Origin of the sequence: Mesobacillus jeotgali, assembly GCF_031759225.1 — a bacterium.
GTDB classification, from domain to species: Bacteria; Bacillota; Bacilli; order Bacillales; family Cytobacillaceae; genus Mesobacillus; species Mesobacillus jeotgali_B.
On sequence record NZ_CP134494.1, the window covers coordinates 2,655,447 to 2,681,481 of the forward strand.

The 26,035-nt window shown below is 42.7% G+C and carries 24 protein-coding genes; 8 read left to right on the top strand and 16 right to left on the bottom strand.

Annotated features, from left to right (window positions below; translation table 11 throughout):
* Positions 1-160 precede the first annotated feature (160 nt).
* Entirely contained in the window at positions 161-670 is a 510-nt protein-coding gene (locus RH061_RS13300) for a DUF3231 family protein (protein ID WP_311076394.1), read from the top strand.
* A 382-nt stretch (positions 671-1,052) separates the two neighbouring features.
* On the opposite strand, the gene selB is transcribed toward RH061_RS13300, so the two are convergent.
* A complete protein-coding gene (selB, locus tag RH061_RS13305) occupies positions 1,053-2,936 on the bottom strand; it encodes a selenocysteine-specific translation elongation factor (protein ID WP_311070817.1) in 1,884 nt (627 codons plus the stop codon).
* Positions 2,937-3,131: 195 nt separating this feature from the next.
* On the opposite strand from selB, the gene RH061_RS13310 reads away from it, so the two are divergent.
* The 3 genes from RH061_RS13310 (at position 3,132) to RH061_RS13320 (ending at position 4,373) form a co-directional block, all read left to right on the top strand.
* Complete coding sequence (locus RH061_RS13310; protein ID WP_311070818.1) at positions 3,132-3,347, top strand: spore coat protein; 216 nt, start codon at positions 3,132-3,134, stop codon at positions 3,345-3,347.
* Positions 3,348-3,481: 134 nt separating this feature from the next.
* A complete protein-coding gene (locus tag RH061_RS13315) occupies positions 3,482-3,913 on the top strand; it encodes a spore coat protein (RefSeq protein WP_311070820.1) in 432 nt (143 codons plus the stop codon).
* A 28-nt stretch (positions 3,914-3,941) separates the two neighbouring features.
* A complete protein-coding gene (locus RH061_RS13320) occupies positions 3,942-4,373 on the top strand; it encodes a spore coat protein (protein ID WP_311070822.1) in 432 nt (143 codons plus the stop codon).
* Between the two features lie 70 nt (positions 4,374-4,443).
* Here the strand turns inward: RH061_RS13320 and hutG are convergent, their stop codons facing one another.
* The 6 genes from hutG to RH061_RS13350 form a co-directional block, all read right to left on the bottom strand.
* Entirely contained in the window at positions 4,444-5,385 is a 942-nt protein-coding gene (hutG, locus tag RH061_RS13325; protein WP_311070823.1) for a formimidoylglutamase, read from the bottom strand.
* On the bottom strand, positions 5,354-6,634 hold the full coding sequence (gene hutI, locus RH061_RS13330; RefSeq protein WP_311070824.1) for an imidazolonepropionase: 1,281 nt from the start codon (positions 6,632-6,634) through the stop codon (positions 5,354-5,356). Before hutI ends, hutG begins: the two co-directional genes overlap by 32 nt.
* Before the next feature lie 85 nt (positions 6,635-6,719).
* On the bottom strand, positions 6,720-8,381 hold the full coding sequence (gene hutU / locus RH061_RS13335) for a urocanate hydratase (RefSeq protein ID WP_311070827.1): 1,662 nt from the start codon (positions 8,379-8,381) through the stop codon (positions 6,720-6,722).
* Positions 8,382-8,411: 30 nt separating this feature from the next.
* The gene (gene hutH, locus RH061_RS13340) at positions 8,412-9,932 is read right to left on the bottom strand and encodes a histidine ammonia-lyase (RefSeq protein ID WP_311070829.1); all 1,521 of its coding nucleotides are present in this window, start codon (positions 9,930-9,932) and stop codon (positions 8,412-8,414) included.
* Between the two features lie 100 nt (positions 9,933-10,032).
* On the bottom strand, positions 10,033-10,467 hold the full coding sequence (hutP, locus tag RH061_RS13345; RefSeq protein ID WP_311070830.1) for a histidine utilization transcription antiterminator HutP: 435 nt from the start codon (positions 10,465-10,467) through the stop codon (positions 10,033-10,035).
* Positions 10,468-10,632: 165 nt separating this feature from the next.
* Positions 10,633-11,214 (bottom strand): branched-chain amino acid aminotransferase, encoded by a 582-nt coding sequence (locus tag RH061_RS13350; protein WP_311070832.1) that lies wholly within the window; start codon positions 11,212-11,214, stop codon positions 10,633-10,635.
* Between the two features lie 195 nt (positions 11,215-11,409).
* Here RH061_RS13350 and RH061_RS13355 point away from each other — a divergent pair, with 195 nt between their 5' ends.
* Positions 11,410-12,099, top strand: coding sequence for a CotY/CotZ family spore coat protein (locus RH061_RS13355; protein WP_311070833.1), 690 nt, complete (start codon positions 11,410-11,412; stop codon positions 12,097-12,099).
* Positions 12,100-12,346: 247 nt separating this feature from the next.
* Positions 12,347-13,159: a CsxC family protein gene (locus RH061_RS13360; RefSeq protein ID WP_311070834.1), complete on the top strand. Its 813-nt coding sequence runs from the start codon at positions 12,347-12,349 to the stop codon at positions 13,157-13,159.
* A 42-nt stretch (positions 13,160-13,201) separates the two neighbouring features.
* Here RH061_RS13360 and RH061_RS13365 read toward each other — a convergent pair whose 3' ends face one another.
* The 3 genes from RH061_RS13365 to RH061_RS13375 all read right to left on the bottom strand — a co-directional run bounded on the left by RH061_RS13365 (position 13,202) and on the right by RH061_RS13375 (position 16,319).
* A complete protein-coding gene (locus RH061_RS13365; protein WP_311070835.1) occupies positions 13,202-14,218 on the bottom strand; it encodes a hypothetical protein in 1,017 nt (338 codons plus the stop codon).
* A 221-nt stretch (positions 14,219-14,439) separates the two neighbouring features.
* Positions 14,440-15,219 (bottom strand): CsxC family protein, encoded by a 780-nt coding sequence (locus tag RH061_RS13370; protein WP_311070837.1) that lies wholly within the window; start codon positions 15,217-15,219, stop codon positions 14,440-14,442.
* A 332-nt stretch (positions 15,220-15,551) separates the two neighbouring features.
* Positions 15,552-16,319: a CsxC family protein gene (locus RH061_RS13375; protein ID WP_311070839.1), complete on the bottom strand. Its 768-nt coding sequence runs from the start codon at positions 16,317-16,319 to the stop codon at positions 15,552-15,554.
* 203 nt (positions 16,320-16,522) lie between these two features.
* On the opposite strand from RH061_RS13375, the gene RH061_RS13380 reads away from it, so the two are divergent.
* Entirely contained in the window at positions 16,523-17,713 is a 1,191-nt protein-coding gene (locus RH061_RS13380; protein ID WP_311070840.1) for a ParM/StbA family protein, read from the top strand.
* Between the two features lie 5 nt (positions 17,714-17,718).
* A complete protein-coding gene (locus RH061_RS13385) occupies positions 17,719-18,093 on the top strand; it encodes a hypothetical protein (RefSeq protein ID WP_311070841.1) in 375 nt (124 codons plus the stop codon).
* Positions 18,094-18,218: 125 nt separating this feature from the next.
* Here RH061_RS13385 and glsA read toward each other — a convergent pair whose 3' ends face one another.
* The 6 genes from glsA to RH061_RS13415 form a co-directional block, all read right to left on the bottom strand.
* Positions 18,219-19,145, bottom strand: a complete 927-nt coding sequence (gene glsA, locus RH061_RS13390; protein ID WP_311070843.1) for a glutaminase A — start codon at positions 19,143-19,145, stop codon at positions 18,219-18,221.
* A gap of 93 nt (positions 19,146-19,238) precedes the next feature.
* The gene (locus tag RH061_RS13395; protein WP_311070844.1) at positions 19,239-20,915 is read right to left on the bottom strand and encodes an ABC1 kinase family protein; all 1,677 of its coding nucleotides are present in this window, start codon (positions 20,913-20,915) and stop codon (positions 19,239-19,241) included.
* Between the two features lie 14 nt (positions 20,916-20,929).
* Positions 20,930-21,313 carry a phasin family protein gene (locus RH061_RS13400; protein ID WP_311070845.1) on the bottom strand — a complete coding sequence of 128 codons (384 nt, stop codon included), beginning with the start codon at positions 21,311-21,313 and terminating at the stop codon, positions 20,930-20,932.
* 191 nt (positions 21,314-21,504) lie between these two features.
* Positions 21,505-22,770: a LysM peptidoglycan-binding domain-containing protein gene (locus RH061_RS13405; RefSeq protein ID WP_311070848.1), complete on the bottom strand. Its 1,266-nt coding sequence runs from the start codon at positions 22,768-22,770 to the stop codon at positions 21,505-21,507.
* 112 nt (positions 22,771-22,882) lie between these two features.
* A complete protein-coding gene (locus RH061_RS13410) occupies positions 22,883-25,459 on the bottom strand; it encodes a DEAD/DEAH box helicase (RefSeq protein WP_311070849.1) in 2,577 nt (858 codons plus the stop codon).
* Between the two features lie 141 nt (positions 25,460-25,600).
* Positions 25,601-25,981, bottom strand: a complete 381-nt coding sequence (locus RH061_RS13415; protein WP_311070851.1) for a hypothetical protein — start codon at positions 25,979-25,981, stop codon at positions 25,601-25,603.
* Positions 25,982-26,035: the final 54 nt, after the last annotated feature.

Here is a 26,035-nt window from a genome sequence, read left to right on the forward strand (position 1 = left end):
TCCTTTTTTTCGTTGCTTGTCCTTGCTTGATCACTAATGTATTAATTTCCCACTTAGAAGAAGGTATGAATACAACTGCAGAATGCAAAATAATCAATGGACCAACTTCCTTTAATAAGGAGCAAAAATAATGAATTTAGAAACGATAAGGAGTGCGATCATGGGAGTATTAAGCGGAAATCCTAAAGATGAACCATTGCATTATGGTGAAGTATTTGGAACATGGACTCATCTGTCAGTCAATCATGGATTGATTGCAGCATACCAGACGTTTATCAATCATATAGGTGATGAGGATCTAAAAAAACTAGTCCAGGAAGCTATTGAAGCAATGCAGGAAGAAAACAAACAGGTAGAAGAGTTGCTAAAATCAAATGGAATTGGTCTTCCTCCTGCACCTCCAGAACGCCCAGTTGCCCATCTGGAAGATATCCCTCCAGGAGCAAGATTCAGTGACCCTGAAATTGCCGCTGCCGTTTCGAAGGATGTTGCAGAAGGCTTAGTAGCTGCCAGCACCATGATTGGCCAAGCCATCAGGGAAGATATAGGCATTATGTATGGTCAATTCCATATGGCTAAAGCACAATTCGGAGCCAAAATGCTTAAATTGAATAAAACAAAAGGTTGGTTGATTCCACCTCCATTGCAAGTGAAATCCACTGAGAGTTAAATAATATTGTTATGTAAACTAATTAAAAACAGCAGATTCCCTGAAATCTGCTGTTTTTAATTGTTCATTTTTGTCTAACTTCAGAAGTCCACACTTAAGGATAGCGTTCAAGTATATAGATACCCTTATGCATGCACTTCCTCACTCATAAGGGTTCCGTTCAGGTGGATAGATACCCTTATGCATGTATTTCCCCGCACATAAGGGTTCCGTTCAGGTGGGTAGATACCCTTATGCATGTATTTCCCCACTCATAAGGGTTTCGTTCAAGTGGATAGATACCCTTATGCATGTATTTCCTCATTCATAAGGATTCCGTTCAGGCAGAAAGACACTCTTATTAGAGCACTTCTACCGTTATTATTCAATTTCATGAAACGTATTATTTCCGCCAAACCCTCTTGTTTTCAACTCTTCGTGTATACCCCAGTGCATCGAGCCGCTCGAGGAAAGGAATCATGTATTTTCGCGATAACTCCACGGCTTCCTTTGCCTGTGGTACTTCGAACTCATCACCTGTATGTTTTTTCAGTTTCTCCACTGCATCTGCAAAATGAGCGCCATACCAGGCATATTGATCATCGAGCATGACAATCTCTCCTTGATCTTCAAGGAATCGTTTCAATTCAGCTGTAAGAGATTCAGGGATTCCGGCATTTTTTATATAATCATTCAGGTATGCAACCTTCAGGCCATCCTTCTTGAGTTCGTCTAGCATATTTTCAGTTCGCTTCACCCAGTTTTTCGGAACGTGTGGAGCAAAGTTCCCCAAAGAAATATACTGTTCTTTCCTGTTCAGTAACCCCTTGGTTATAGCGTTATCAATCACAAATTCAAGCAGGGTTTTAGAGAAAGTTTTTTGCAGTGATTGTAGCAATTCGGCCTTGTTCATCCCGATTCGCATTGGATTTTCAACATGGAAGTCTTCCAGCCGGTCCTTGATTTCTTCTTCAATGACTTCAACAACGGATACTAGAGCATACTCCTTATTCGAAATCTGGACGAATTGGTCATCATTTAAATTGGACAAAATCGATTCTTCATCAAGAGCGGTTCGCTTTATCAGTTCTTCGACAGGTAAACTTTTTGCTTCATATAAAGCGGCATTTATCCGTTCAATTGGGGTGCCAGCCTTCTTTTTCTCAAGCTCTTCAATCGTCTGCTTGCCAAAACGATATTTATTTCCACGAGGGTCAATAACCCAGCCGCCGCCAATCGTTTCCTGTGGACTTGGACGGCGGACAATGAACCGGTCTCCCCGCTTCGTGACGATTTTTTCATCAAGACGAAGCTGACAAAGGATTTCCCCGTTGTCTTCTTTCAGTTCATTTCTGTCAAAAAAGACAATCCGTCCCATTACCTCTGCAGTTCCGATATGGCACTTAATAGGCGTTCTTTGTTTTACCAGGTGCTCAAGATCCTCTACGACTCGGATCGCCACATCAATGGTATTCGTTACGATAAAATGCTCGGACGACACAAGCACTTCCCCGCGTTCAAGATCATCCCGAGAGACGCCAGATAGATTGATGGCTGCCCTTTGACCTGCGTAAGCCATCTTCGCCGGCTGATGATGAACCTGCAGCTGGCGTGCTCTGACCTCCAAACCGGTCGGCAGGATTTTTAATAATTGGCCCTCTTCTACCGTTCCTTCGTAAACAGTGCCTCTCACAACGGTACCTTGCCCTTTCACTGTAAATACCTGGTCAATCGGCAGCCGGAACGCTCCTTTGGCATCCCTCATTTCTTGCTCTTTAAGCGTTTCAATGATCAATTCTTTTAATTCCGGAATTCCTTTCTTAGATAGACTATCGACCATCATAAAAGGAGCGTTCTCAAAGACTGTGCCATCAAGCTCACTTAAAATATCGTCTTTCACGAGTTCTATGAATTCCTCTTCTACCCTGTCGGTCTTTGTGATCGCGATAATACCGGAGCGGATTCCGAGAAACCCGAGGATATCAAGATGTTCCCTTGTTTGCGGCATGACGCCTTCATCCGCAGCGACCACCAGCACGACGAGGTCGATCCCGGCAACGCCGGCAATCATTTGGCGGATGAAGCGTTCATGTCCTGGAACATCGACTACGGAAATTTGCAATTCCTCATCCTCATATAATGGCGCAAAGCCAAGTTCAATTGAAATTTGCCGCTCTTTTTCTTCTTTCAGGCGGTCAGTATCGACATTCGTCAACGCCTTGGTCAGTGAAGTTTTTCCATGGTCAATATGACCTGCCATCCCAATGGTAAAATACCTCTTGCTCAAATGCTTACACCCTCTTTAGATATGTATAAAATAACTCTAACTTTAAAAGCAAAATAGTTCAAGCAACGAAAATTGGACAATTGCTTTTCTTCCTTTTACTGCCTAAATGTCACTAAGTTTAGTTTTCCGCCCTGTCCATTATTCAAATGAATTCATATCTTAATAAGACGAAATAATTTACAGGGAGTGAATACCGTGAGTGAACATCCGAAAAAACCAAATCCAATTCCTAATAGTCTTGTCGACTTATTTGTAACGGACATTCTGCAGAAAAACGGAATCAGCAAAAAGGATATTAAAGATAAGATCACTGATGATAAGAAACAGGCCATCAAAGAATTGGTTGAAGATTTAAGCAAGCAAGTGGAGTCATTCGTCAACAGCAATTCAAACAAGGGATCACAGAAATAATAGACTAACCCCCAGACACCCTATAGATGGGTGTCTATTTTTTATAAAATGGACTCTATTTAGGGTATATACACAAGCTATTGAGAGGCTCCAGTAATAAGATATTCCATACTAGATTAAAAGGAGTGAAAGCAATGTCAAACTATTACCATAATCACAACCCGCACCATTCTGGTAAAAGCTGCAAGAAAAAAGCAGATGTGGAGCAGGAGGCAGTCCAGTTAGAGTATACAGAGCAGGACTCTGATGAGTTAATTTGGATTAAAGACTCTTGCAACATCAAGGTTCATACTACTGACACACAAGCAGCGGTATCATTGCAGGTTGCCCTGCAATTAGCCATCGCATTAGTCATCAGCATCACAATTGGAGACTCTGATCAAGGACAATACGTCTCTCAGCAGCTGATTCAGGAAATGGGAACTGAACAAACAAACACGCAAAAAATCATTATCAATAATTCCAAAGATGTCAACGTCACAACAACTGATACAGATGTAGCAGTAAATGTTCAAGCATTACTGCAGGTTCTTGTTGCCCTCGTTGCTGAATTGGACATTCTGTAATCTATTAATCTTGAAAGAGGTGAAAAAGATGAGCAATGAAAAAAAATGGAGAGCGTTGGATCATTGTGATACTGGAAAAGGAAACGAAGCAGATGTGGTTCAGGAAGCTGATCAAAAGCTAGTCACAAAGCAACAGTCTTTCGAATGGATCATTATCAAGGATTCCGAATGCATCGATGTTCATACAACTGATACTCAGGCAGCTATCTCCTTACAACTTGGTCTCCAGGCTGCAATTGCTGCTGTCATCAGCATCGCGATTGGTGATTCTGATAAAGGTAAAGCCGTTGTCAATGAAATCAAACAAGTGATTAAAACAAAACAGCGAAATACCCAAAAAACTATTATTGAAGGATCCAAGCATGTTGAGGTCAAGACAACAGATACTGATGTTGCGGTGAATATCCAGGCGCTCCTTCAAATTCTGGTTACCCTGGTGGCAAAGCTAGATATTCTTTAATATCCTAGCGGTTTGACCTAAAAAAGAACAGCCTGCAGACAAGAATTCTGCAGGCTGTTTGATTTGCATGTCAATTATACATAAAACGAAGCATAGCGGCAGCTGCCAGCCTGCTTGTCATATCCCTGAAGTCTTTTGAAGGATCTATTTCTACGATATCCATCCCCTTCACTTTTTCATGGGAGGCAGCAGTTGAAATACTTGCAAGCAATTCCCTGCTAGTGATGCCGCCTGGCCCAATTGCTGGACATCCTGGCGCGAAAGCCTGGTCCACAACATCCATATCAACAGATAAGTATATTACATCCACTAATTTTGAGAGTCTTTCAAGTTCCCTTTCAATGATCGGGAGAATCCCTTTTTGTTCAACATCCTCCATGGTATAGACTGAAATCCCTTTTTCTATCGTATAGGAATGATATTCTTTGGCATTCGCGTAATCGCGAATCCCAATCTGTGCAAGATTCTCACCCTTCAAGTGTCCCCCATCAATAAGGCTTCGGAATGGGGTGCCGTTTGTCCGTCCGCCATCATCAAGATTCCTGACATCATGATGTGCATCCCATTGGATAACTCCTATTTCTCCGTAGTGCTCCTTGAAGGCTCGAATGGAAGGATAGCTGACACCATGGTCTCCGCCAAGCATGATATACCTTTGACAGGCATCTTTCTCCAGCATTTCCCTGACACTGATATGGAGTCTATCAATCGATTCCTCCATCTCAGTTGGATGGGTTTGCACATCGCCAAAGTCAAGTATCTTTACATCCTCGTAATCTCTGTCTCTCTCACCAGAAAAAGTTGAAAATGAGCTTAAGCTTGCCCTGATCGTTTTAGGTGCATCAGATGCCTGTGATAAAGAAATTGATGTTTTAGAGTATGGAAGACCGATTAAGCCAATCTCGCCAGTTTCGCCCTCTGAATAAGGAATTAGCTGTTCATTGACCTTCGTCACGAACCGGTCCTTGAAGACCGCTGGCTTACCTGGCTGAAGAAAACTGAATTTCACCATAAGGGGTCCTTTCCCAAAGTTTTTTACCAGAATGGTAGACACTTTGTGCGTGATTCACACCATAGTGATACGGGATGTATTGATAATTAGGAACATCCCAGATGACGAAATCTGCAGATCTTCCTACATCCAAAGACCCTGCCTGAGACGCTTTTCCAATTGCATGGGCCGCATTGACCGTGACTGCATTCCATATTTCCTCAGCGGACATTTTCAGTTTTAAGGCAGCGAGTGACATAATCATCTGCAGGTTTTCAGTCACACAGCTTCCCGGATTGAAATCTGTCGCCAAAGCAACTGCCGCACCCTCATCAATCATCTTTCTCGCACGGGCATAATGGTCCTTCCCCAGGTAAAACGTCGTTCCTGGCAACAGGACTGCCACTGTATTGCCTTCCGTGAGCTGTCTTATTCCTTCATCTGAGGCAGCAACCAGGTGGTCTGCGCTTGCCGCTCCCAATGATACAGCAAGCTCCGTACCTCCAAGCGGGTCAATTTCATCAGCATGAATTTTCAAGCCAAATCCCTTTTCCTTTGCTTGTTGTAAAAACTTCCTTGACTGTTCGATTGTAAAAACACCTGTTTCACAAAAAATATCTACGAACTCTGCAAGTTCTTCATCTTTGATTACATCGAACAGCCCGGCCATTTCGTCCAGGAACTCCTCCTCTTTCCCTTTAAATCCAGGCGGGACAGCGTGCGCACCAAGAAACGTTGAAACGACAGATATAGGATACTTTTCCTTTAAGCGTTTGATCACCCTTAGCTGCTTAAGTTCTGTATCAGCATCCAGACCATAGCCGCTTTTTGCTTCCATGGTGGTGACACCGTATGAAATCATTCTTTCTAGATGGAAGGAGGCTTTTCTAAACAATTCATCCTCTTTCGCTTTTTTAGTGGAACCAACGGTCGATAAAATCCCGCCTCCCTGAGCGAGGATTTCTAAATAAGGAACTCCAGCCTGCTTCAATGAAAGTTCATGTTCACGGGAACCGCCAAATACCAAATGTGTATGCGGATCAACGAGCCCTGGAGACACTACCTTACCCTCAGCATCAATTCTCTCGGTAGATTTAAGTGATCCAGCTTGAGCATCGCTACCAATCCAGGCAATTCTTCCATCCTGAATTCCTAATGCTGCGTCTTCACTTATGTTCAGTTCTTTCATATCCTGTCCCTTCAGTGGATAATCAGAAGTTTTGGGCAAAATTAGCTGGCCTATATTGTGAAGTATTACATCATATGTCAATCTTCTCATCCTTTCTTTCTAAAATTTCCTAGAATAGGATGGACAATGCTTCATATTAAACCTTTAAACACTGCCCTTTTACAAATTAGGGAAGCATCGGGATGTCGACGCCTTTTTCTTTCGCTGTTTCGATTGCTTTTTCATAGCCTGCATCTGCATGGCGGGCTACGCCCATTCCCGGATCCGTAGTCAGGACTCTCCTAAGCCTCTCTTCAGCAAGGTCAGTACCGTCCGCTACCACGACCATTCCTGCATGAAGGGAGTATCCCATGCCTACGCCCCCGCCATGATGGACAGAAATCCATGATCCGCCTGCTGCAACATTGACTAGTGCATTAAGAATCGCCCAATCGCCGACTGCATCACTGCCATCCTTCATTGCTTCTGTTTCACGATTCGGAGAAGCGACGGACCCGCTGTCTAAATGATCGCGACCAATGACGATCGGCGCTTTCAATTCACCATTACGCACCAGTTCATTGATTGCCAATCCCATTTTCACTCGCTCACCATAGCCAAGCCAGCAAATTCTTGACGGCAGTCCCTGGAATTCGACTTTTTCCTGGGCCATGTCAATCCAGCGCTGAAGGGCTTTGTTTTCAGGAAAAAGCTCCTTGATCAGTTCATCTGTACGATGAATATCTGCCGGGTCTCCAGATAAAGCAGCCCAGCGGAACGGCCCTTTTCCCTCACAGAACAGCGGCCGGATATATGCAGGAACAAATCCTGGAAAATCAAATGCATGCTGCTCACCTTGATCCTTGGCTACCTGGCGGATGTTATTGCCGTAATCAAATGTAACAGCACCTCTCCGCTGGAATTCCAGCATGGAAGCGACATGCTTTGCCATTGAGAAAGAAGACTGCTTCACATATTCTTCAGGATCTTCGACACGAAGTTTTGCCGCTTCTTCCAAAGTAAGACCAACCGGGATATAACCATTCAATGGATCATGAGCGGAAGTCTGGTCCGTTACAATATCAACCTTAAATTTTCTCGACAGTAATTCCAGATGGACCTCTGCCGCATTGCCAACCAGGCCGATTGAAAGAGGCACTCCCTTATGCTTGGCGTCATTTGCCCACTGTATTGCCTCGTCGATTGAATGTGTCATTTTGTCGCAATATCGTGTATCGATTCGCTTTTTGATTCGTTCTGGATCTACCTCCACTGCTAAGCAGACGCCATCATTCATCGTAACTGCCAGAGGCTGCGCTCCACCCATGCCGCCTAGCCCTGCAGTGAGCGTAATGGTGTTTCTAAGGGAACCGTTGAAGTGCTGTCTCGCTACCTCTGCGAATGTTTCATATGTGCCTTGGAGGATTCCCTGGGAACCGATGTAAATCCAGCTTCCGGCAGTCATTTGTCCGTACATCATCAATCCTTTTTTATCCAATTCGTGAAAGTGATCCCAGTTCGCCCATTTAGGTACCAATACAGAGTTGGAGATCAACACTCTTGGTGCAGCTTCGTGGGTTTTGAATACGGCGACAGGTTTGCCAGATTGAACGAGCATTGTCTCATCATTTTCCAGCCTGCGCAGCGTTTCAACGATAGCGTCGAATGCCTCCCAGTTCCTCGCCGCTTTGCCAATTCCGCCGTAGACAACTAGATCCTCGGGCTTTTCAGCCACCTCTGGATCAAGATTGTTATAGAGCATCCTTAATGCTGCTTCTTGTTCCCATCCTTTACACTCCAGGTCAAGGCCTTTTTTTGCTTTGATATTGCGCTTTGCTTCAATTGCCATTTTTACAACACTCCTCGATTTTTTATAGTATTAAACCAGACTCTCCTGCTGTGTTACAGCTGTCCACTGATATTCATTTTTTTTTAGCCAGTCTGCAAGCCTCTCGATATCCTCAGAAAAAATTCTGTCCTCTGTGATGGAAGGAACAATTTTTCTTACCTCCTGATAGAAGCTCCTGGTTTTAGGTGCCATTTTTTCAACACCTCGATATTGGACTGCCTGAAGAGCACAAATACATTCAATAGCTAGTACCCGTCTGACGTTTTGGATGATACTATGTGCATGGCGGGCAGCAATGGTTCCCATGCTCACATGATCCTCCTGGTTGGCAGAGGAGGGAATCGAATCTACACTTGCAGGATGAGCAAGGGTCTTATTTTCAGAAACGAGTGATGCTGCACTGTATTGCATGATCATCGCTCCAGACTGAAGTCCAGGTTGCGGACTCAAGAATGGCGGAAGGTCATTCAATTGCGGATTGACCAATCTTTCAATCCGTCTTTCAGAAATACTGGCAAATTCCGCAACAGCTATTTTCATAAAATCCATCGCAATCGCAATCGGCTGGCCATGGAAATTGCCTCCCGAAATGACGGTTTCTCCCCCGTCAAAAATGAGTGGATTGTCTGTTGCTGCATTCATTTCTATTTCAAGTTTTTCTTTTACATAGTCAAGCGCCTGCCATGATGCCCCATGCACTTGGGGAATGCATCTTAATGAATAGGCGTCCTGGACCCTTTTTTCACCTTGCCGAGTCGTCAGCTTGCTGCCTGCCAGTAAATCCCTCATGCGCTCCGCTACATCCGTTTGCTGCTGGTAGCCGCGCGCTTTATGAATCGCGGGATGGAATGCGTCAATGACACCTTCCAAACCTTCCATTGTAAGGGCAGCAATCCATTCTGATTGATGTCCCAGATCTTTTGCTTCGATCCAGTTGACCACACCCATTGCCGTCATTGCCTGCGTTCCATTAATCAGCGCCAAGCCTTCTTTAGCCTGTAATACAATTGGCTCAAGACCTTCTTTTTTATATGCTTCTTCTGTCGGGCATACCCTTCCCTGATAGAAGACCTTACCCTCACCTAACAATACTAATGCCAGATGCGAGAGTGGCGCTAAATCACCAGAAGCACCAAGTGAGCCCTGCTGCGGGACAACCGGATGGATCCGCAGGTTGAGCAAATCCCTCAACCTTTCAGCGATGAGCGGCCTGATACCGGAAAAACCTTTAATCAACGCATTCAGCCTGAGTAAAATCATCGCACGTGAAACGACCTCGGGGAACGGCTCTCCTACTCCGCAGGCATGAGACCTGATCAGGTTTAACTGCAATGCATTGACATCTTGTTCATCAATGATGACATCGCTGAATTTACCGAATCCTGTATTGATTCCATAGATTGTACGCTTGTCGGCAACGATCTTCTCTACTGCTTCCCTGCTCTCGGTAACCTTCTTCATGCTTTCGGGACTGATGGCGACTGCCTCGTCGAAGTAGCAGACCTGCCTGATTTGCTCCAAAGATAACGTTTCTCCCGTTAAAACAACCATTAAAGTAACCTCCTGATCGGATAAAATAAAAAGGAGACGACAATGGCATACTTAACCATCATCGCCTCCTACTGACTAGTGGACTATAGGCAATGCAACTTTATATGTGATTAATTCCTAAACCGACCGTTTCGTGTTCAGATCCTTTTACAGGCGCGCCAATCGTTCCATAAAAAGCGACGGCGATCCATTCTCCTTCTTCTTCATCGGAAAATGGTGTACCACGGACAACCGCAAAACGAAGGCCGACAGTACGGCTCATTTCACCAATGGACAGATGGCCTCGTGTCACCCCTTCCATGCCTTCCATGATTGCATGGTATAACGCATGGGTTTCACGATACAAATTTGGATGGATGAGACCATGACGTTTGGCAGCTGTCTCCACTGCTGAAATAACTTTTTGCATATTCATCGATCCTACTTTGCCAAGGCAATAGCTTACCCCTTTTAAAGTATCCTGAAAAAAAGCCATTTCTGCTTCTGTGAATGATGCCAGCAGGATCGCTGTTTTCCCAATCGCTAATTTACTCATGACCGACCCCGTTTTCTGAATTTTACCTATTGACTAATAACTTATATTAAGTTTATGTTTCCTTGATGTGAATGTCAACAGATATGGTAAATTTTAGTATTCTAATATAGTAGTATGATACCATGTTAAAGCATTGAAAAAAGCGCCCATCCAGGCGCTTTTCGGTTATCTATTTTCCATTGACTCTGCAAGACCAAAAAGAAATCCATAGATCAGATTATAAGCCTCTCCGATGGATAGATCCTCCTTGTATCCTTCAATTCCATTGAATGCGAAATTCAAGCTCCATACTCCTTCATTTGCATCAAAGATCAAATCGAATCTAGAACCCTCACCATGCAGGTTTTCCCCCAGGTATTTCTTGATGTCCGATTCATATTTCTTTTGAAGCTTTAGTCCGAGCATGACATCAAATGTACCGAATACATCATCCTTCTCAAAACTGACGGCATCCACTCCAATCAAGTCAAACCACCTGGATTCCAAATACATGAATTCATTTTTTCGTTCTTTGAAATAACCAATTGGCTGACTAAGGAATTGGGATGATTCTTCACCGAGGAACTCTTCAGTCTCTTTGTTGCCTCTTTCTATATATGCATCTCTGAACCGAGCTCCGTGCTCTAATTCTTTTACATGAACCCCATTAAGAAGTCCATGACGTTCTGCATATTCTTTTTCTTCATTATGTAATTCAACTGTACCCCCTTGAGATCCTATATACTTCTCTACCTGTTCTTTCAACATTTGGATGGCCTCCTTAATCGTTTTGGTGATATTTATATTGAATGTAAAATAGGCAAATAGCAAATTTTCTAGATCAGTTTTCCCAGAATTTCTTTAAGAATTTCTTTTGTATAGTCACATCCCCATACAAACCACTGCTTTTCCCCATATCTTGTTAGTATAACACCACTCTATAAGAAAGGAGAGGCGCGTTTTATGAATTATTATTACAAAAATGACCATCGACCTGACGATGATTACGATCATAAAAAGGAAAAGTCCAGGGACCGCAATATGGGTAAGCGTAAAAAATATGATGACCATAAGGATTGGGATGATCATAAGGATTGGGAGAAGCAAAAAGACAAAGATAAGCATAAAGATTGGGATGATGACGATTGTGGCTGCCAAAAAGGCCACCATGATGATAAACATTCCCATCATTGTGTGTGCAAAAAGGTCAGGGACATTAATGATGCACAGCATAAAGTAAAGCAGAATAAAGATGGTTGTGATGTCAGCTGTGAAAGATCAATCAGAGAACTCTTAAATCAGTGCAAACAGTCGAATTACGATACCATTCCATTCAAACTATTATGCGGATGCAGCAAAGGCGACTGTGAGACCTTCGTGGGTACCGGCGTTGTAAAAATCGATGGATGCTTTTATGATATCAAGTCTACTTTTTTCCGTGTAGTTGATTTTACAAAGGGTTCCAAATGCTGTGCGATCCTCGAGTTGCTCTGCCCGGAACGTTGTGAAGGGAAACAACATGGAATTGAAGGCTTCGTAAGGACGGGGGCTTGTTTCGAAGTAGATTTAAAAGATTTCGTCGGCATTACCTGCTTCCCGCCAGTAAAAGCGAAGAAAATGGATCCTAAGAAGCTATTATGCTCTGGACGTTGATTTTCCTGAATAAGTAAACAAAACACCCACCCCACATCTATGTGGGGTTCTGTTTTGCGTTTGAATCTCAGCACTTGTCCCGAATCCTATTAACTCCACTTCCCTGATAATAAAAATATGTGATTGCCCTCTATCATTCGTCTATTCATTTAGTGTAGTACTGGCATATAAAATAGTAAGTCAAAAGAAAGGAGCAGACTTATACTGTTTCTTACTGCTTTTGATTAAAAAAAAAGGAGTGAAAGATATGAAGAGAAATACAGGTTGCAATTCAAACCATGGCTGCCCGCCACAGCTTTCATGTGATGAAGCTAAGACGCTTCGGGTTGATTGCGATAATGATTCTTACTATCCTTATGGCAATTACCTTCAGTATCCAGTCGCTGACATTGATGTAGCGCTAGCTGAAGTTGAGCTGCAAGTTGAGGTAGAAAGCGACATTGAACTTCCTACAGCAGCACGCGAGATCAAGCATATGCGCAGGAATGTATCTCTTACACAATGTAAGGCAATCCGTTCAGCAATGGACTATGACAAGGTTAAACTCTATATAACTGGAGTTGTCCACAAGAATATCCAATATGTAGAACAGTGTAGCGGAGTATTGAAGGACTACAGCGTCGATGTACCATTCACTTGCAGCCAGGCTGTCAAAGTTTACAATTACCCAGATTACGAACACTTGAGCCAAAAGAACACTGTGTACGAAAGAAGATTCATTGACAAGAAAGGCCATGGTGCTGATAACTGTACTTCTGGTGCGTATACGTATGAGTACTACAATGAGCCGATTGACTGCAAATTGCTTGCATCTTTTGTCAATGACCTTGACCTTTACAAGGATTTTGACAACTGGGGCCGATTCAGCAGAATCACAGAAAAGATGGAAGTCGGCTTATTCTTCAAATTGCTTCAGAAACAGCAGGTAAATTTAGGGTACTGCTATGGCGGCAAAGAAGAAGAATCCTCTTCTTCCTGCGACACAGGCTACAAGATGGACCATCAGCCTAAGAGCATGAAAGACAGGATGAAAGAACTAATGAAGCGGCATGAAAGTTAACACGCAAGCAAGGGTGTCTCACCTGAGGCACCCTTTTTTTCCTTATAGAGAAAGCAGCTTTTGTAAGTCGAGGGATTGTTTCTGATAGAGATCAATTTGCATCCTTGCCGTACCCTGGATCATGACTCTGTCGTTTTGTATGAATTGTTCATTCCATATACAATGCAAGCCTGATAGGCTAATTTCCACTTTTTCAACTAAACTCTCACGATACTCGCGGGTATAACCTTCTTCCATTCCAAGACTAGAAGTGAATAAATATTCCTTGTTATTCTTGGAAGATAGCTCGGGCTGATGGATCCATTTTACCGGAATGATCTTTTTCCATGGGATGTGAATCATGAGAGAGTGCATGGTCCCTGATTTATCAGTACATGCATAATCGATATTCAACAGAAGGGTGCCTTTGGTGAATAAGCTGGCTGAAGGCAGCAATACCTCAGCATCAATCGAGTGAAGTGAACACTCTACATTAGACACAGCCGAAATTGGTCTCGCAAGTGTGAATGTGTCAAAAATGTCAATTTCAAGATCTACATCTGCCAGGTGTAACGGCAGCCTCACTTTCGTCATTTCCGTCTTTGAATTCTTTCCACTATATGCGGCAGTTGCTAATTTCATAGGGTCCGAGGACGATTCAGCGGATTCATATTGATAGTCAGTGGATTCATAATGATTTTCAACTGATTCATCAAGGTCTTCATAATAATAAGGTTCGTCCGTGGATTCATCTAAAGCTAATAACTGATCTGCAACCTTATCTGAAAGATTGCTGGACTCATCAAATAGTATTTCACTAGAGGATTCCTCATAATTTTCCTGCGGTTCCTCTTCTATATAATCCTCGATTCCGCCCACAACCTCTAATAAGTCACTTGATTCTTCCTCGACTTCCTCCATTGTAAATTGTCTCCTAGAAGAAGGTTTTTCTTCGACACTTTTAATAACAGGAGGAGCGAGAATCAACGGCTTCCCTGAACTCTTTCCCTTAGGCCTGAATCCAGTTTCATTGAAATCTCGGGCTAGAACCTTATCGATTTCATCGAATACTTCATCCATTTCTGAGTCAACCCTCGATTCCTCATGACCCAATGAATGATTTCGCCAATTGCCCTGGAATAAATTCATTTCATGTAACGTTCTATTTCTTTTTTCCATCTTTAATGGAAGGGTCTGCTTTTATTGCAACCTATCCCTGCCCTCCTTTCTCTAGAGAGGTCAAAACATAAAGGGGCATATACTAATGATGCCTAGTATAATACCCCGCCTTAAACTGTTATTTATTCTGATTCGTCATAGCAATCTGGATCATTTGTTGCTGAAGAAACGCGGATTTGTTGATTTTGAAGAACACGTACAGTAAAGTCGATGACCATTTTCTCTTCGATTGTCTGGAAATATCCTTCATCAATTGGATGAGATGTTGGAAGCGGCTGACGGTCAATTGCTTCATCCCATTCGATGATTTGGCTTGAAACTAATTCACAGAAAGGCAATTCATTATAATGTTGAGAGCTTTCCTGGTGGAATTGGCTCAGGTCACTTGTCAGCAATTCATCTTTTTCCGGGAATCCAGTTGACAAAGGTTTAGAGACGAAGAAATCAAATTCCTTCCGGTTGTTCACTTGCGGCATGACAGGATGGGAAAGGAAGTGCTTTACCTCTGTCACTACCTGGAACGGAATGTCAACAGTATATGAGTGCAGGTCAGAAGCTACTGATGAGGATGTAGAAGCTTCAATTTCCTGGCTCGGACTTGCATATTGGATGTTCTTCCTTACAAACCCTTTGATAAATAATTTATTCGTTGGCAATAGCAGTCTGCATTGAGTCAATTTGATCCTCTTTTTAATATCCTTAATCTCTAGCACCGGCTCTGGGAAATTGATCATCGTATCCAGATTCACGTGCAGGGTCAGCTCCGCCAGGACGACTGGAACTTTCGTTACGACCTTTCCTAGGCTTACATGTGGATGGTGATGCTTTGGTGTGCATTCAAAGTGATCTGTTGAAGGCTTACACTCAAAATCAGGCTTTTTATTTTTATCTAGTTCAAACATACATGGCTCCTCCTTAGAACTCCTTAGAGTGAAGATGTTCTATCCTATGCGCTTAGACTTTTTGGGTCTAGGCGTATGCCCCTATGTTTTCGGGAAATTCAAGACAGATACCCGGTGTGAACCCTTTATTTATTTGTGATGTACTGGCCAAACACCCACACAAAAAATTTTTTGACGCTTTTTTTCCTTCTATTGTCAATTAGCAAAAAGTGTTAATCGTGAATATGTATGGAACATAAAGACAAAAAAACATGGCGGCGCCAGATTTTTCTGGACTTCGCCATGCTTTTATCGCCTTGAAAGTTTCTGTATTAATGGAATCCTGCTACTTCTTAATCCCCATCGAATAAATCAGAGATATCGATTTGCTGGTTTTGATAAACTCTCACACGAAATTGCAGGAATGTTTTTTCAATGATCGTTTGGAATGTCCCTTCCTCGAATGGCCCATTATTAGGCAGCGGATAACGGTCGATTGCTTCATCCCATTGTACAATGCTGCTTTCCACTAATTCACAATATGTGATTGGGTTATAGTTCTGAGTGCTTACCTGATGGAATTGTGACAAGTCGCTTGATAATAATTCGTCCTTTTCAGGGAATCCATGTCCTAGCTTTTGAGCTCTGAAGAAATCAAACTCATCACGAGTATTCGCTACAGGTAAAATTGGTCCTCTAATGAAGCGATCGCGTGTCAGGACAGTTACACACTCAAAAGGAACATCAACAGTCAATGACCGGATTTCTGATGATACACAATCACTCTTAGCGTGATGGCAAGGTGTAGCATACTGGATATTCTTCCGGATGTAGCCTTTGATGAACAACGGGACGCCTGCTGTAGGGAATGTAGTCCCTAGAAGCAATCTGCATTGGACAATTTTCACCCGCTTTTTAATATCCTTAATTTCAAGTACTGGGTCAGGGAAGTGGATTTCTGCTACAAGATGATCTGTTACTCTGACATCAGCCAGTGTTATAGGAAGGTTGGCAAGAGGTCCTACTCCAGCAGGAACCGCCCTAACATTTTCGCATTCCGGCATTGAAGCAGATTTATTCACATTCACACAACCACGTGAACCTTTATGATCATTAGTCATTCATATTTCCTCCTTTTTAATTTCTTGTACAATTTATCCTATTCCTGCCAGGTTTTTTGGACTAGATGAATGAATCAGTACAAATGCGGATTTTTTCGCATTCTTTGAATTTTACACGATTGTAATTCTTTCATTCTATAAAAATTAGGTACTTGCACAATTGAACATGCATTTTGCATAGGATTCAAAAGGAGGAGGATAAAATGAACAATTTTAATTATTTCGCAGTCGACATAGGCAACAGCTGGTATAAAGTCCTGGCCTCTGACCAAGGAGAGCTCAGGGAGTACCAAATGCCAAACGCCATCGCATTGTATGATGACGAGTTTTATGAAAAGCCCTATGACGAGGAAGATATTGAACTAGAGGAAAATTTGATCGTAGAGATAAAAAGCCCGGCGATCACAAACAAAAGAGAAATTTTTTATGCTGGAAAGGCTGCTGCCAAGCAAAGAAATGTCAGCCTGACCGCAAGCAATAATCAAAAAGCTGACGAAGACCGCACATATATCCTTCTGTTTGCCGCTGCAGCCTACCATGCTTCTGTCATAAATTCAACCGATATAGAATTAAACTACTGCATCGACCAATTAGCTGTCTCTCTTCCAACCACACAATATAAGGAGAGAAAAGAATTACTGAAGCAGAAGTTGATTGGCAGCCATACCATTACTCTCCATAAAGTGGCAGGAATTCCTGAGCCAAAAGAACTGATTGTCAAACTGGAAATCAAGGATGTGATTGTCGGTGCGGAAGGAGCATGTGCCTATTTAGGTTTAATTCGGGACATTGACACATTGACAATAAAGGACGACAACCTGGTGAAGGATTCCAAGAAAGGAATCATCATTGGTGACCTTGGCGGGGATTCAGTAGACTTTGTTGGAATCAAGAACAGTAAACCTGTTGCCTCAGTTGAAGGTGACCATTTTGGAATCAACTTATTCTTGGATACGATCATAAAAAAAGTAAGCAAGAATGAATTATACACTTTTGATTCTCGGTCAGAGCTAGAAGAAAAGCTTTTCGCCGGCCAATCAGAATGGTATGTCGAACCCTTTGCCGGTGTCAGGAAAGACATCAGCAAATATGTGATTCCACAATTGAGAATCATGGCTATAAAGTATCTTGAGCACTTTGACCGCGCCAGAAGCAGTTCCAGCGAAATCAAAGGGGCATCACGCTACATCGCCGTGGGCGGTGCGGCAAAATTGGCACAAAAACAAATTCAGGAAGCTGCAGTAAGATGGGCTGATAAGGGGCGCCCGATTGAGCTGACTTTTCCAGAGAACCTGGAAAAACTGAACGTCTTCGGACTCATGATTTTAGCCAAAATGAACCAGCTTAAAAAACAACATGAGAATACCGAGGAACTAATTTCCATTGAAGGATGATCGGTATGTCAAACACCTATACGGATTATGTTAATAAAATCGCGATAACTGTCCCTGAACGATATATTGATGTCAAAACCGGTGAGTCTTATTCGGTTTCACAAAAAATCGTTGACCAAATCGAATATCATGCCGAAAACAGTTCGCTGGGTCATCTTGTTCTCTCCGCTCTCCATCACTACCTAACGCCCAAACCCGTATTGAGTGGAGGGTCTGCTGAAATCCTCCAGCAGCTAGCTGACATACGATCAATGCTGGAAAATGGCAGCTATCTTATCCAGCCACCTGTTAAGGCAAGAACCATGAATGAACAAACAGATGCTGCAAAACTACTCAACATGAAGGAAGTTGAGGATATACTTGAAGCATTCGGGGGCTAGTACAAAAAGCGCAAGCGCCTTGTATAATTTCTTCTATAACAAAAAGCAAAGGACGGTACTCATGTACTCGTCCTTCACTTTTGCTTCTGACTGATTGCTTTTTTATGTTAACAAACCCAATACCATTAAAACATGCTCATATTATATTTGTCAGACATTCTCTCCAGCAGCTTGATTCCGCCAATGCTATTTCCTTTTTCGTCCAGGGCTGGCCCTAAAATGCCAATTCCAAATCTGTTTGGTACTGATCCCATAATACCGCCTGATACACCACTTTTCGCAGGAATCCCTACCCTGACAGCAAATTCTCCTGAGGCGTTGTACATCCCACAAGTAACCATGAACGTTTTACAAAGGCGAGCGACATGGGCAGGTATCAACCTTCGATTTGTGACTGGCTCCAAACCATCCATTGCGAACACGCAGCCAATACGTGCAAGATCGAGGCAGTCCATTTCGATTGCACATTGCTTCGTATAAACCTTCAGTAATTCTTCCACATCCTCATCAATCACACCATGTTGCCTCAAAAAATAGCATAAGGCCCTATTGAGATCAGAAGTTTCATACTCTGAATCCGCGACTTCCAATGAATAACCAATAGAAGAATTTCCAGCCAGATCCTGAATGAAAGAAAGAATCCGTTCGAATCGTTCCTCTGCGTCCTTCCCTTTGATCATATGGGTAACGGCTAAAGCGCCAGCGTTAATCATGGGATTCAACGGTTTCGAAGGGCTGAATTCCAGCTTGACAATTGAATTGAATGGATCGCCAGTTGGCTCATAACCCACCTTGTTGAACACAGCTTCTTCCCCGTAATCAATCAGGGCAAGCGCAAGCGTCAGCACTTTGGAAACACTTTGCAATGTCAGTTTTTGATGAATGTCTCCAGCTGAAACACAAGTTCCATCATCATGAAAAATAGCGACAGACAACTCCTCAGGATTCGCTTTCGCCAAAGCAGGAATATAGTCTGCAACCTTTCCGCCATCAGTGTATTTTTTTGCTTCATCTACCAGTTCGTTCAGTTCATCAGTAGTCCTGCAAGGCATAATAAACTCCTCCGAATAAAATTCAAAAATATATTCTATCTATTTTCATAAAAAATAGGCAATGGGGTCAACACTGCCTATTCTAAAGTCTTATCAAAAGCGACCCGACTTTAATATAGAATAAATAATCCATAAGAACATTCCGAATGCAATGATAAACCCGACTTCAATAGCAGGTACGCTCGTCAGTATAGTATTATTGCCAAATGTTGCCCCGACAATCAGCCCAAGGACAACAATACTGAAAGCAAGCAGTGTCAAACTGAAAGAAACCTGGTTGCTGATCCTGTCAAACTTATGGAGAATCCGATTTATTTCCGATAAACTTATTTCAAATTTCAAATCCCCTTTGGAAGCCTGATCCAGAACATTTTCAACTTGATTTGGAATATTGGTGATTGTATCCGTTAAGTCCTCCGCCTGATTCCAAAGCCGTTTGCCCATTTTTATCGGATCATACCGCTCCCTCATGATCTGCTCTCCATAAGGCCTGGCCAGCTCAATCATGTCAAGGCTTGGATCGATTTCAGAAATGATGCCCTCAATCGTAATCAGCGCTTTTCCCATCATAGTCATTTCCTTAGGCAGGATAATCCGATGTTCCTGTGCAGCCGCAAACAATTCTTTGACCGTAATTCCTAAGCTCAATCCCTCTTTTGATGACCTTTCAACCGTCTTCCTGATTCCATCTACCCGGTCATAAAAATGCTGGTCATCAATGTCTGAAGGAACATAGGCCATACTGTATATCGACTTGACGATTCGGTGGGTATCCTCTTGCATAATGCCCATCATCATTGAGGCAGTATCATATCTCAAGCTTGCTGACAAACGGCCTACTTGTCCAAAATCGATGAATATTAGCTGTTGAGCTTCAGGGTTATATAAAATATTGCCAGGATGTGGATCACCGTGAAAAAAACCTTCCCTTAAAATTTGAGTAATGAATGCACTTACCAATAGTTCGGCAATCCTTCGCCTTTCCTCGTCCTGAATCATAGTCCTATTCAATTCATTGAGTTTGATTCCTTCAACCTTCTCCATGGTCAAAATTTGGGGCGTCGAAAAATCATGGAAAACGACAGGAACTTTGATAGAATCGCAATCTTCAAACTGCATCTGGACCATATCCGTATTTCGTGCTTCTTCTGTATAATCGAGTTCCCTGCGAATGGATTCAGACAGCTCTTCAACCATGTCTGTAATATTGTAATATTGAGCCCATTCATATCTTTGTTCGATCAATCTTGCTATGTCCCTTAGAATTTCAAGGTCTGTATGAACAGTCCGGATAATGCCTGGCCGCTGGACCTTGACCATGACAGATTCTCCTGTTACCAATAAGGCTTCATGAACCTGTCCAATCGACGCGGCAGCAACGTAATCCTCGTTAAAATAGCGGAACACATCCTCAACAGGCCTGCCAAACTCATGATGGAGCTTTTCCTTTATTTCATCCACAGGCACTGGGGGAACTTGATCTTGAAGCAATTCCAATTCCTTAACAATCTCTTCAGGCACCATGTCACTCCTGATGCTCAGGAGCTGGCCGAGCTTAATAAAAGCTGGCCCCAATTCCTCCAGCATGCACCTTATACGATAACCCGCTTCCTTTGTGTTTCCGCTCTTCACATCAGCAGCAATCCTATCCTTCAAAGAAAGGACATGGAACAGCCCCACCTCTTCAAGTACATAGCCAAACCCATACTTAACAAAGGTTGATGCGATCTCTCTGTATCTATTTAAACGTCTCAGTCGGTCCGTCAACATTCCATCACCTGCTGCTAATCAATGTCTTTTGAAAATCCAGGAGGAACATTCTCCATTCTGTTTTCAACCTGGTCAATATCCTTATTCAATCCGCCATTGCGCAATTGTGAAATTTCTTTTTGCAAAAGCACAAGCTGCGCCTTGACAGTGTCTAATTCTTCCCTTGTTACAAATCCAAGGTCTGATAGCTGGTTTCTCGCCATCTCTTTGAATTCTCCATTCCATTCCTCGCTCTTCGATTCACCTTTTTTAAAAAAGTCGTCGAAAATCGTGTCTGCTTCAGCCTGAGTCATATTCCCCTTTTCCACCAGCTTCATGATGGTTTCATCTACTTTTTCCTTGCCGGCGACCGCAGCTCCAAGTCCGAGTAAAAAGCCGCTCTTCAGAAAGTTATTCATTTCATCGACCTCCTCTTATATGAATCAATTTACTTACTAATACCCCAAAAGAGCAGGCAATTACCCTATTAAGTAAAAAAAGCACCTGTTTGACGAAAAAACAGGTACTTACTATGAAGTGTCAAATCCCCTCTCAACCTGCTCTCCTTAGGCATTGAATTAGCCACAAGTTGGGACGATTCATGAAGAATTCATCGTTTGATGACATTGACCTTATCCAGGTAAGCCCAATTTTGTGGAGCCTTCAAACTAAGCTGCCAGTAGGTTGCGCCATAAAGCTCATATAAATCAATCAGTCTATATTTTTCAATATAGCTCCGGATATCCTCAAACCAGACAATATGCTCTTCAGCCCCTTTCCAGTACCGGAACCATGGTGACCTGGCTGCGGTATCATATTGGATGACTGCACCGGTAGAAATAGCAAGATTCTGGGCGTCAAGGACTGACAGAGCACGATATTGATTGGTCGAAACCACCTTATCATGACCATAAAGTGGAAGACCGATTTGTAATTTCTCACGGGGAATCAAGGTCAATGAGTATCTGACAACTAGTGCAATCCACCATAAGGGAGAAACGGGATCGGGCGGACCTCCAGGGTAACCGTAATCAATTGTCATGACGGCCACAATGTCAGCAATCTCACCAATTGATTTATAGTCATAGGCTCCAATGATTGGATTGGTTGGGATATCTTCAGTCTTCGCGTGGACATTCACATGTAAAATAAGATTGCCCATTGCCGCTTTCAGTTCACGGAGGAAGCTATTGAAATCTTCTCTCTGAGGTGGAGGAATAAATTCCAAGTCCACGCTTATACCGCCATACCCTCTTTGATTCGCTAAATTGACCAGACTGGCAACCAGGTTCCTGCGGTATATCGGGGAGGCCAGGACATCGCCTGCCAGTTCTTTGCTGAAACCGGCCGAAGTAGTGTTTTGGATCAATAATAAGGGGATGATATTCAATTCTTGGCTTCTGCGGACAATGGGGCCATCATCGCCAATCACATAGGCATAACCTTCTTTCGTGAAGGAAAATGCTGCAACAGCAATGAAAGTTAGATTAGGCGCCATTCTGTCCAAATCGGCAAGGAAGGTTGGAGAGGAGCCTGGTACGATAAATCCAAGTGTTGAAAACTGTGGTTGAACTGGGGAAGGAATATTGATGTTCTGGCCAATATACAAATTATTTGGATCCAGTCCCGGATTCGCATTCATGATGCTGCTGACACTCGTCCTAAACTGTAAAGAAATTCGCCACAGTGTATCGCCAGCCTTGATTTTATAATAGCGAATAATAGGCTGCTGATCTGGAATATATAGTGCCAGTCCCGGAATGATTAAGCTAGTGGAAGGAAGCCCATTGACATCGACAATGCTTTGGATCGATACACCATATGCCACGGCAATTGCCCAAAGGTTTTCGCCAGACCTAACTACATGGACAGTCATCTGATCACACCTTTTTATTTTTTCCTTCTATAATCATATGGCGGTTGAGCTATTATATACTACTGTACCTAAAAGAAGCAGGGCTTCTTTTCGAAGCCCTGCCCACAGCAGCCTATCTCCATCGATCCCTGTTGTCTGCCCTTTTCCTGTTTCTTGCTGAGTAGCAGGAATCACAAATTTGATATGGGGAATCGACATGAATTCCCTTTCCACAATGCCTGCATTTCTTTTTATAATTTTTGACTTCTGACTTTAAGAACTCATGGACATCGTCGCTTAACTCCGTACGAACCCTTTCCCAGTAAACAGCCTCTGTTTTCCTTCCAAGCTTGTATAAAAACAACAGATGGAGGCCAATAGCTTTGTAAGACAGCTCCAGCTCCTCCAAAGAAGAAGTTTTGACAGGTGGTTCGGGCAATTCTTCATCTGCGACGATTGCTTTGATCGTTTCGAGCCATTGTTCAATGAGGGCAGGTTCTTTGGATGAAAAAGGCAAGTGAAGAAATCCATATAGCTCCATCATCGGCAGTCTGGCTTCGATTTCAGTATCCCTGACGTACTCATACAGCTCCCTTTCTTCCGAAAGTGAAGCTTTATTCGTCCCTTTAGGGCTCTCGAATTTATCCCATAGTTCAAAAAATACCGCAAGAGAACGGTGATATTTTTGGAATCTCTCAAAAATCCCGGAGGTGGGAGCAATCGAAAACGTTTCTACCGGTTTATCTTCTTTTTCGAGCAGCTTTGTCATCAACCCTATATCTGAGGTAAAAGCAACCCGGCCAACATTGTAAATGCCCTTTCTGCCGGCACGTCCTGCTATTTGCTTTACTTCCTGGGAAGTCAACCTCCTTCGTCTTGTTCCATCGAATTTTTCATTTTCTAAAAAGATGATTCTCCTGATTGGCAAATTCAGTCCCATTCCAATCGCGTCGGTTGCAACCACGACGCTTGTTTCTCCCTTGATGAAACGGTCCATTTGCTTTTTCCTTGTTTCTGGCGGCATGCTTCCATAAATCATACTCACCTGGCGGCCGCTGTTCTGCAGTTTCGATGCATTTTCAAGCACCTGTTTCCTGGAAAAACAAACAAGAGCATCGCCTTTCTTCGTATGCTTCAGGCTGAACTCTTTATTCTCGACCTGGAGCGGGATATCACGGGTATATTCGTAAATCTCTGCCACTGCATCATCCAGCAGGTCCATCATCATGGATTTGATATTTTTGCTGCCGATGATGTGGACTTCTTCTGCATTTGCATTTGTAATGGCTTTGAACCAGGAAAATCCTCTATCCTTATCAGCGATCATCTGGGACTCATCAATGACAAACACTTCATAAAAGTCTTTTTCATGGAACATTTCAACCGTGCAGGATATATGGTTGGCACCTTCTACAGGCTTTTCTTCCTCTCCCGTTTTAAGGGAACATGGTACACCCTCAGAATTGAGTTTTTCATACACCTCAAGAGCAAGCAGACGAAGCGGTGCCAAATACAAGCCAGTTCTCGCTTCCTTCATCCTTTCGAGAGCGTGATGAGTCTTGCCTGTATTTGTATCTCCGATATGAAGAATATATCGAACATTTCTCCTAAGTGAAGGATTGTATTCACGGCCGAAAATGTCCTCCAGCATGCGAGCTTCTTCTTCCCTTTTCCGCTCAAGTTCCGCCCTCTCTTCTTCTTTCCTGCGCATCCTCTCCCGAAGGTCACTTTCATATATTGCTCGATGTCCAGCTTCATCAAATTCTGTATCAGCGAGGTTCATTAAATCCGTTACATACTCTTCCTGCAGCTTGAAAAGAAAACCGTCTAAATAAGCTTCAGTGAGGTCTTTAATGATTCGTTTCAACTCTCCAGCTGAAAGTTTGTCCTCGAACACATCCTCATACTCGCTGAGCAGTTGCTGATCCAGACTTCCCATTATCTTTTCTGCAGCTACCTGGGAAAAATACTCTAAGACTTTTTTTTCGAAATGATACTCATAGGTCTCATATTCAAAATAAAAGCGCCCCCAGCTAGCTATTTGGTGAATCTGGCCGGTCAATTCATCATAAAAGTCAGCCATGGTCCTATAATCATCCGGATTGAAAGACCCAATCACAGTCAATCTCTCTTCCAGCATATATGTATCGATATCCTCATATTTCTGATTCTCATTAAAAATCTTCTTTAATTCCTTTGCCATCATATGCCTGATTTTTAAATAGGCTGACTCCTGGAAGTCACTTAAGACCGTTTGGGCAACCTGGTATATTTTTTCCTTGATGCCTGCTTTATGCTCAAGCAACCGATCTTCCTCCACTTTTTTGAGGAACTTCTTTCTTGCGTTGTAGTATTGTTCTTCCCAGTTTTGTTCATCAATCCTGGACTTTACCCACCCCATGGTATTGAAGGGCTCATAGTCTCTCATTTCATTTCTGAAAAGCTTATTGATCAGCTTTCGGTCCACACCTTCAACTACATATCCGCGCTCACTTAAAAAAGCCTTCTTATCACGCTTAGAAAAGTCATTCGTGGATTTTGTCAGCCACACATTCAGCCAAATCTGGCTGATATAAGTACTTCTATTATCTAAATACTCCTTGAAATCAGGAAGGGCTTCCTTTTCACCGAGGAATTTCTCGATGTCATCCATTATTTTAGTTTTGGTATTTTCCACGGCCTGCTGGTGGATCATGTCAATTTGCTTCATAGCTGAACCCCTTAAAATATGTAAATTAAGCAATAAAAAAGCACGAGAAGAGCTTTGAAAAATACCTAAAGAAAGGGCCGCACAAATACTGTGCATGCCCTTCCATCTGGTATGATTCTTAAATACAGCGGAACGGCTTGACTAGGCGTTCTTCACTTTCAACTTTTGCATGACTTTGGTTTGAACCTTTTTGTCATCCTTAGTAAAACTTTTAGGCTTGATTGGTGACACCGGTTTAATTTTATCAACATTCTCGACGCTCAGGATCTCAAGATAGAACGGACTGCTCTGTCTGTTGCCTTTTAAGTATCCCTTAAGTATTTTCATTTTTTCAGAGGTACCTGTAAAAGGACCCTGATAATCCCATTCTATTTCATTTGCATATTTTGAATCCATTTTTTCTTTTAAAGCAAATGCTTCTGATAATGCATCCTCAGGTGTCATGAAATAGGATTGCGTTCTCCTCAATCCCTTTTTTTTGCTTCCATCTCCTGCTTTTGCCTGGTAAAGTTTCACTAACATTTCCCTCATCCTCTCTGGTTTGGTCTCACGCCTTCTCATGGTAAGTGGAAACAC

Bases quoted from the DNA above. Each gene is read 5' to 3' on its own strand.
- RH061_RS13300 (WP_311076394.1), top strand. From the start codon at position 161: ATGGGAGTATTAAGCGGAAATCCTAAAGATGAACCATTGCATTATGGT.
- RH061_RS13315 (WP_311070820.1), top strand. From the start codon at position 3,482: ATGTCAAACTATTACCATAATCACAACCCGCACCATTCTGGTAAAAGC.
- RH061_RS13320 (WP_311070822.1), top strand. From the start codon at position 3,942: ATGAGCAATGAAAAAAAATGGAGAGCGTTGGATCATTGTGATACTGGA.
- hutG (WP_311070823.1), bottom strand. From the start codon at position 5,385: ATGGTGAAATTCAGTTTTCTTCAGCCAGGTAAGCCAGCGGTCTTCAAG.
- hutU (WP_311070827.1), bottom strand. From the start codon at position 8,381: ATGGCAATTGAAGCAAAGCGCAATATCAAAGCAAAAAAAGGCCTTGAC.
- hutH (WP_311070829.1), bottom strand. From the start codon at position 9,932: ATGGTTGTTTTAACGGGAGAAACGTTATCTTTGGAGCAAATCAGGCAG.
- hutP (WP_311070830.1), bottom strand. From the start codon at position 10,467: ATGAGTAAATTAGCGATTGGGAAAACAGCGATCCTGCTGGCATCATTC.
- RH061_RS13350 (WP_311070832.1), bottom strand. From the start codon at position 11,214: ATGTTGAAAGAACAGGTAGAGAAGTATATAGGATCTCAAGGGGGTACA.
- RH061_RS13355 (WP_311070833.1), top strand. From the start codon at position 11,410: ATGAATTATTATTACAAAAATGACCATCGACCTGACGATGATTACGAT.
- RH061_RS13360 (WP_311070834.1), top strand. From the start codon at position 12,347: ATGAAGAGAAATACAGGTTGCAATTCAAACCATGGCTGCCCGCCACAG.
- RH061_RS13365 (WP_311070835.1), bottom strand. From the start codon at position 14,218: ATGGATGAAGTATTCGATGAAATCGATAAGGTTCTAGCCCGAGATTTC.
- RH061_RS13370 (WP_311070837.1), bottom strand. From the start codon at position 15,219: ATGTTTGAACTAGATAAAAATAAAAAGCCTGATTTTGAGTGTAAGCCT.
- RH061_RS13375 (WP_311070839.1), bottom strand. From the start codon at position 16,319: ATGACTAATGATCATAAAGGTTCACGTGGTTGTGTGAATGTGAATAAA.
- RH061_RS13380 (WP_311070840.1), top strand. From the start codon at position 16,523: ATGAACAATTTTAATTATTTCGCAGTCGACATAGGCAACAGCTGGTAT.
- RH061_RS13385 (WP_311070841.1), top strand. From the start codon at position 17,719: ATGTCAAACACCTATACGGATTATGTTAATAAAATCGCGATAACTGTC.
- glsA (WP_311070843.1), bottom strand. From the start codon at position 19,145: ATGCCTTGCAGGACTACTGATGAACTGAACGAACTGGTAGATGAAGCA.
- RH061_RS13395 (WP_311070844.1), bottom strand. From the start codon at position 20,915: ATGTTGACGGACCGACTGAGACGTTTAAATAGATACAGAGAGATCGCA.
- RH061_RS13400 (WP_311070845.1), bottom strand. From the start codon at position 21,313: ATGAATAACTTTCTGAAGAGCGGCTTTTTACTCGGACTTGGAGCTGCG.
- RH061_RS13405 (WP_311070848.1), bottom strand. From the start codon at position 22,770: ATGACTGTCCATGTAGTTAGGTCTGGCGAAAACCTTTGGGCAATTGCC.
- RH061_RS13410 (WP_311070849.1), bottom strand. From the start codon at position 25,459: ATGAAGCAAATTGACATGATCCACCAGCAGGCCGTGGAAAATACCAAA.
- RH061_RS13415 (WP_311070851.1), bottom strand. From the start codon at position 25,981: ATGTTAGTGAAACTTTACCAGGCAAAAGCAGGAGATGGAAGCAAAAAA.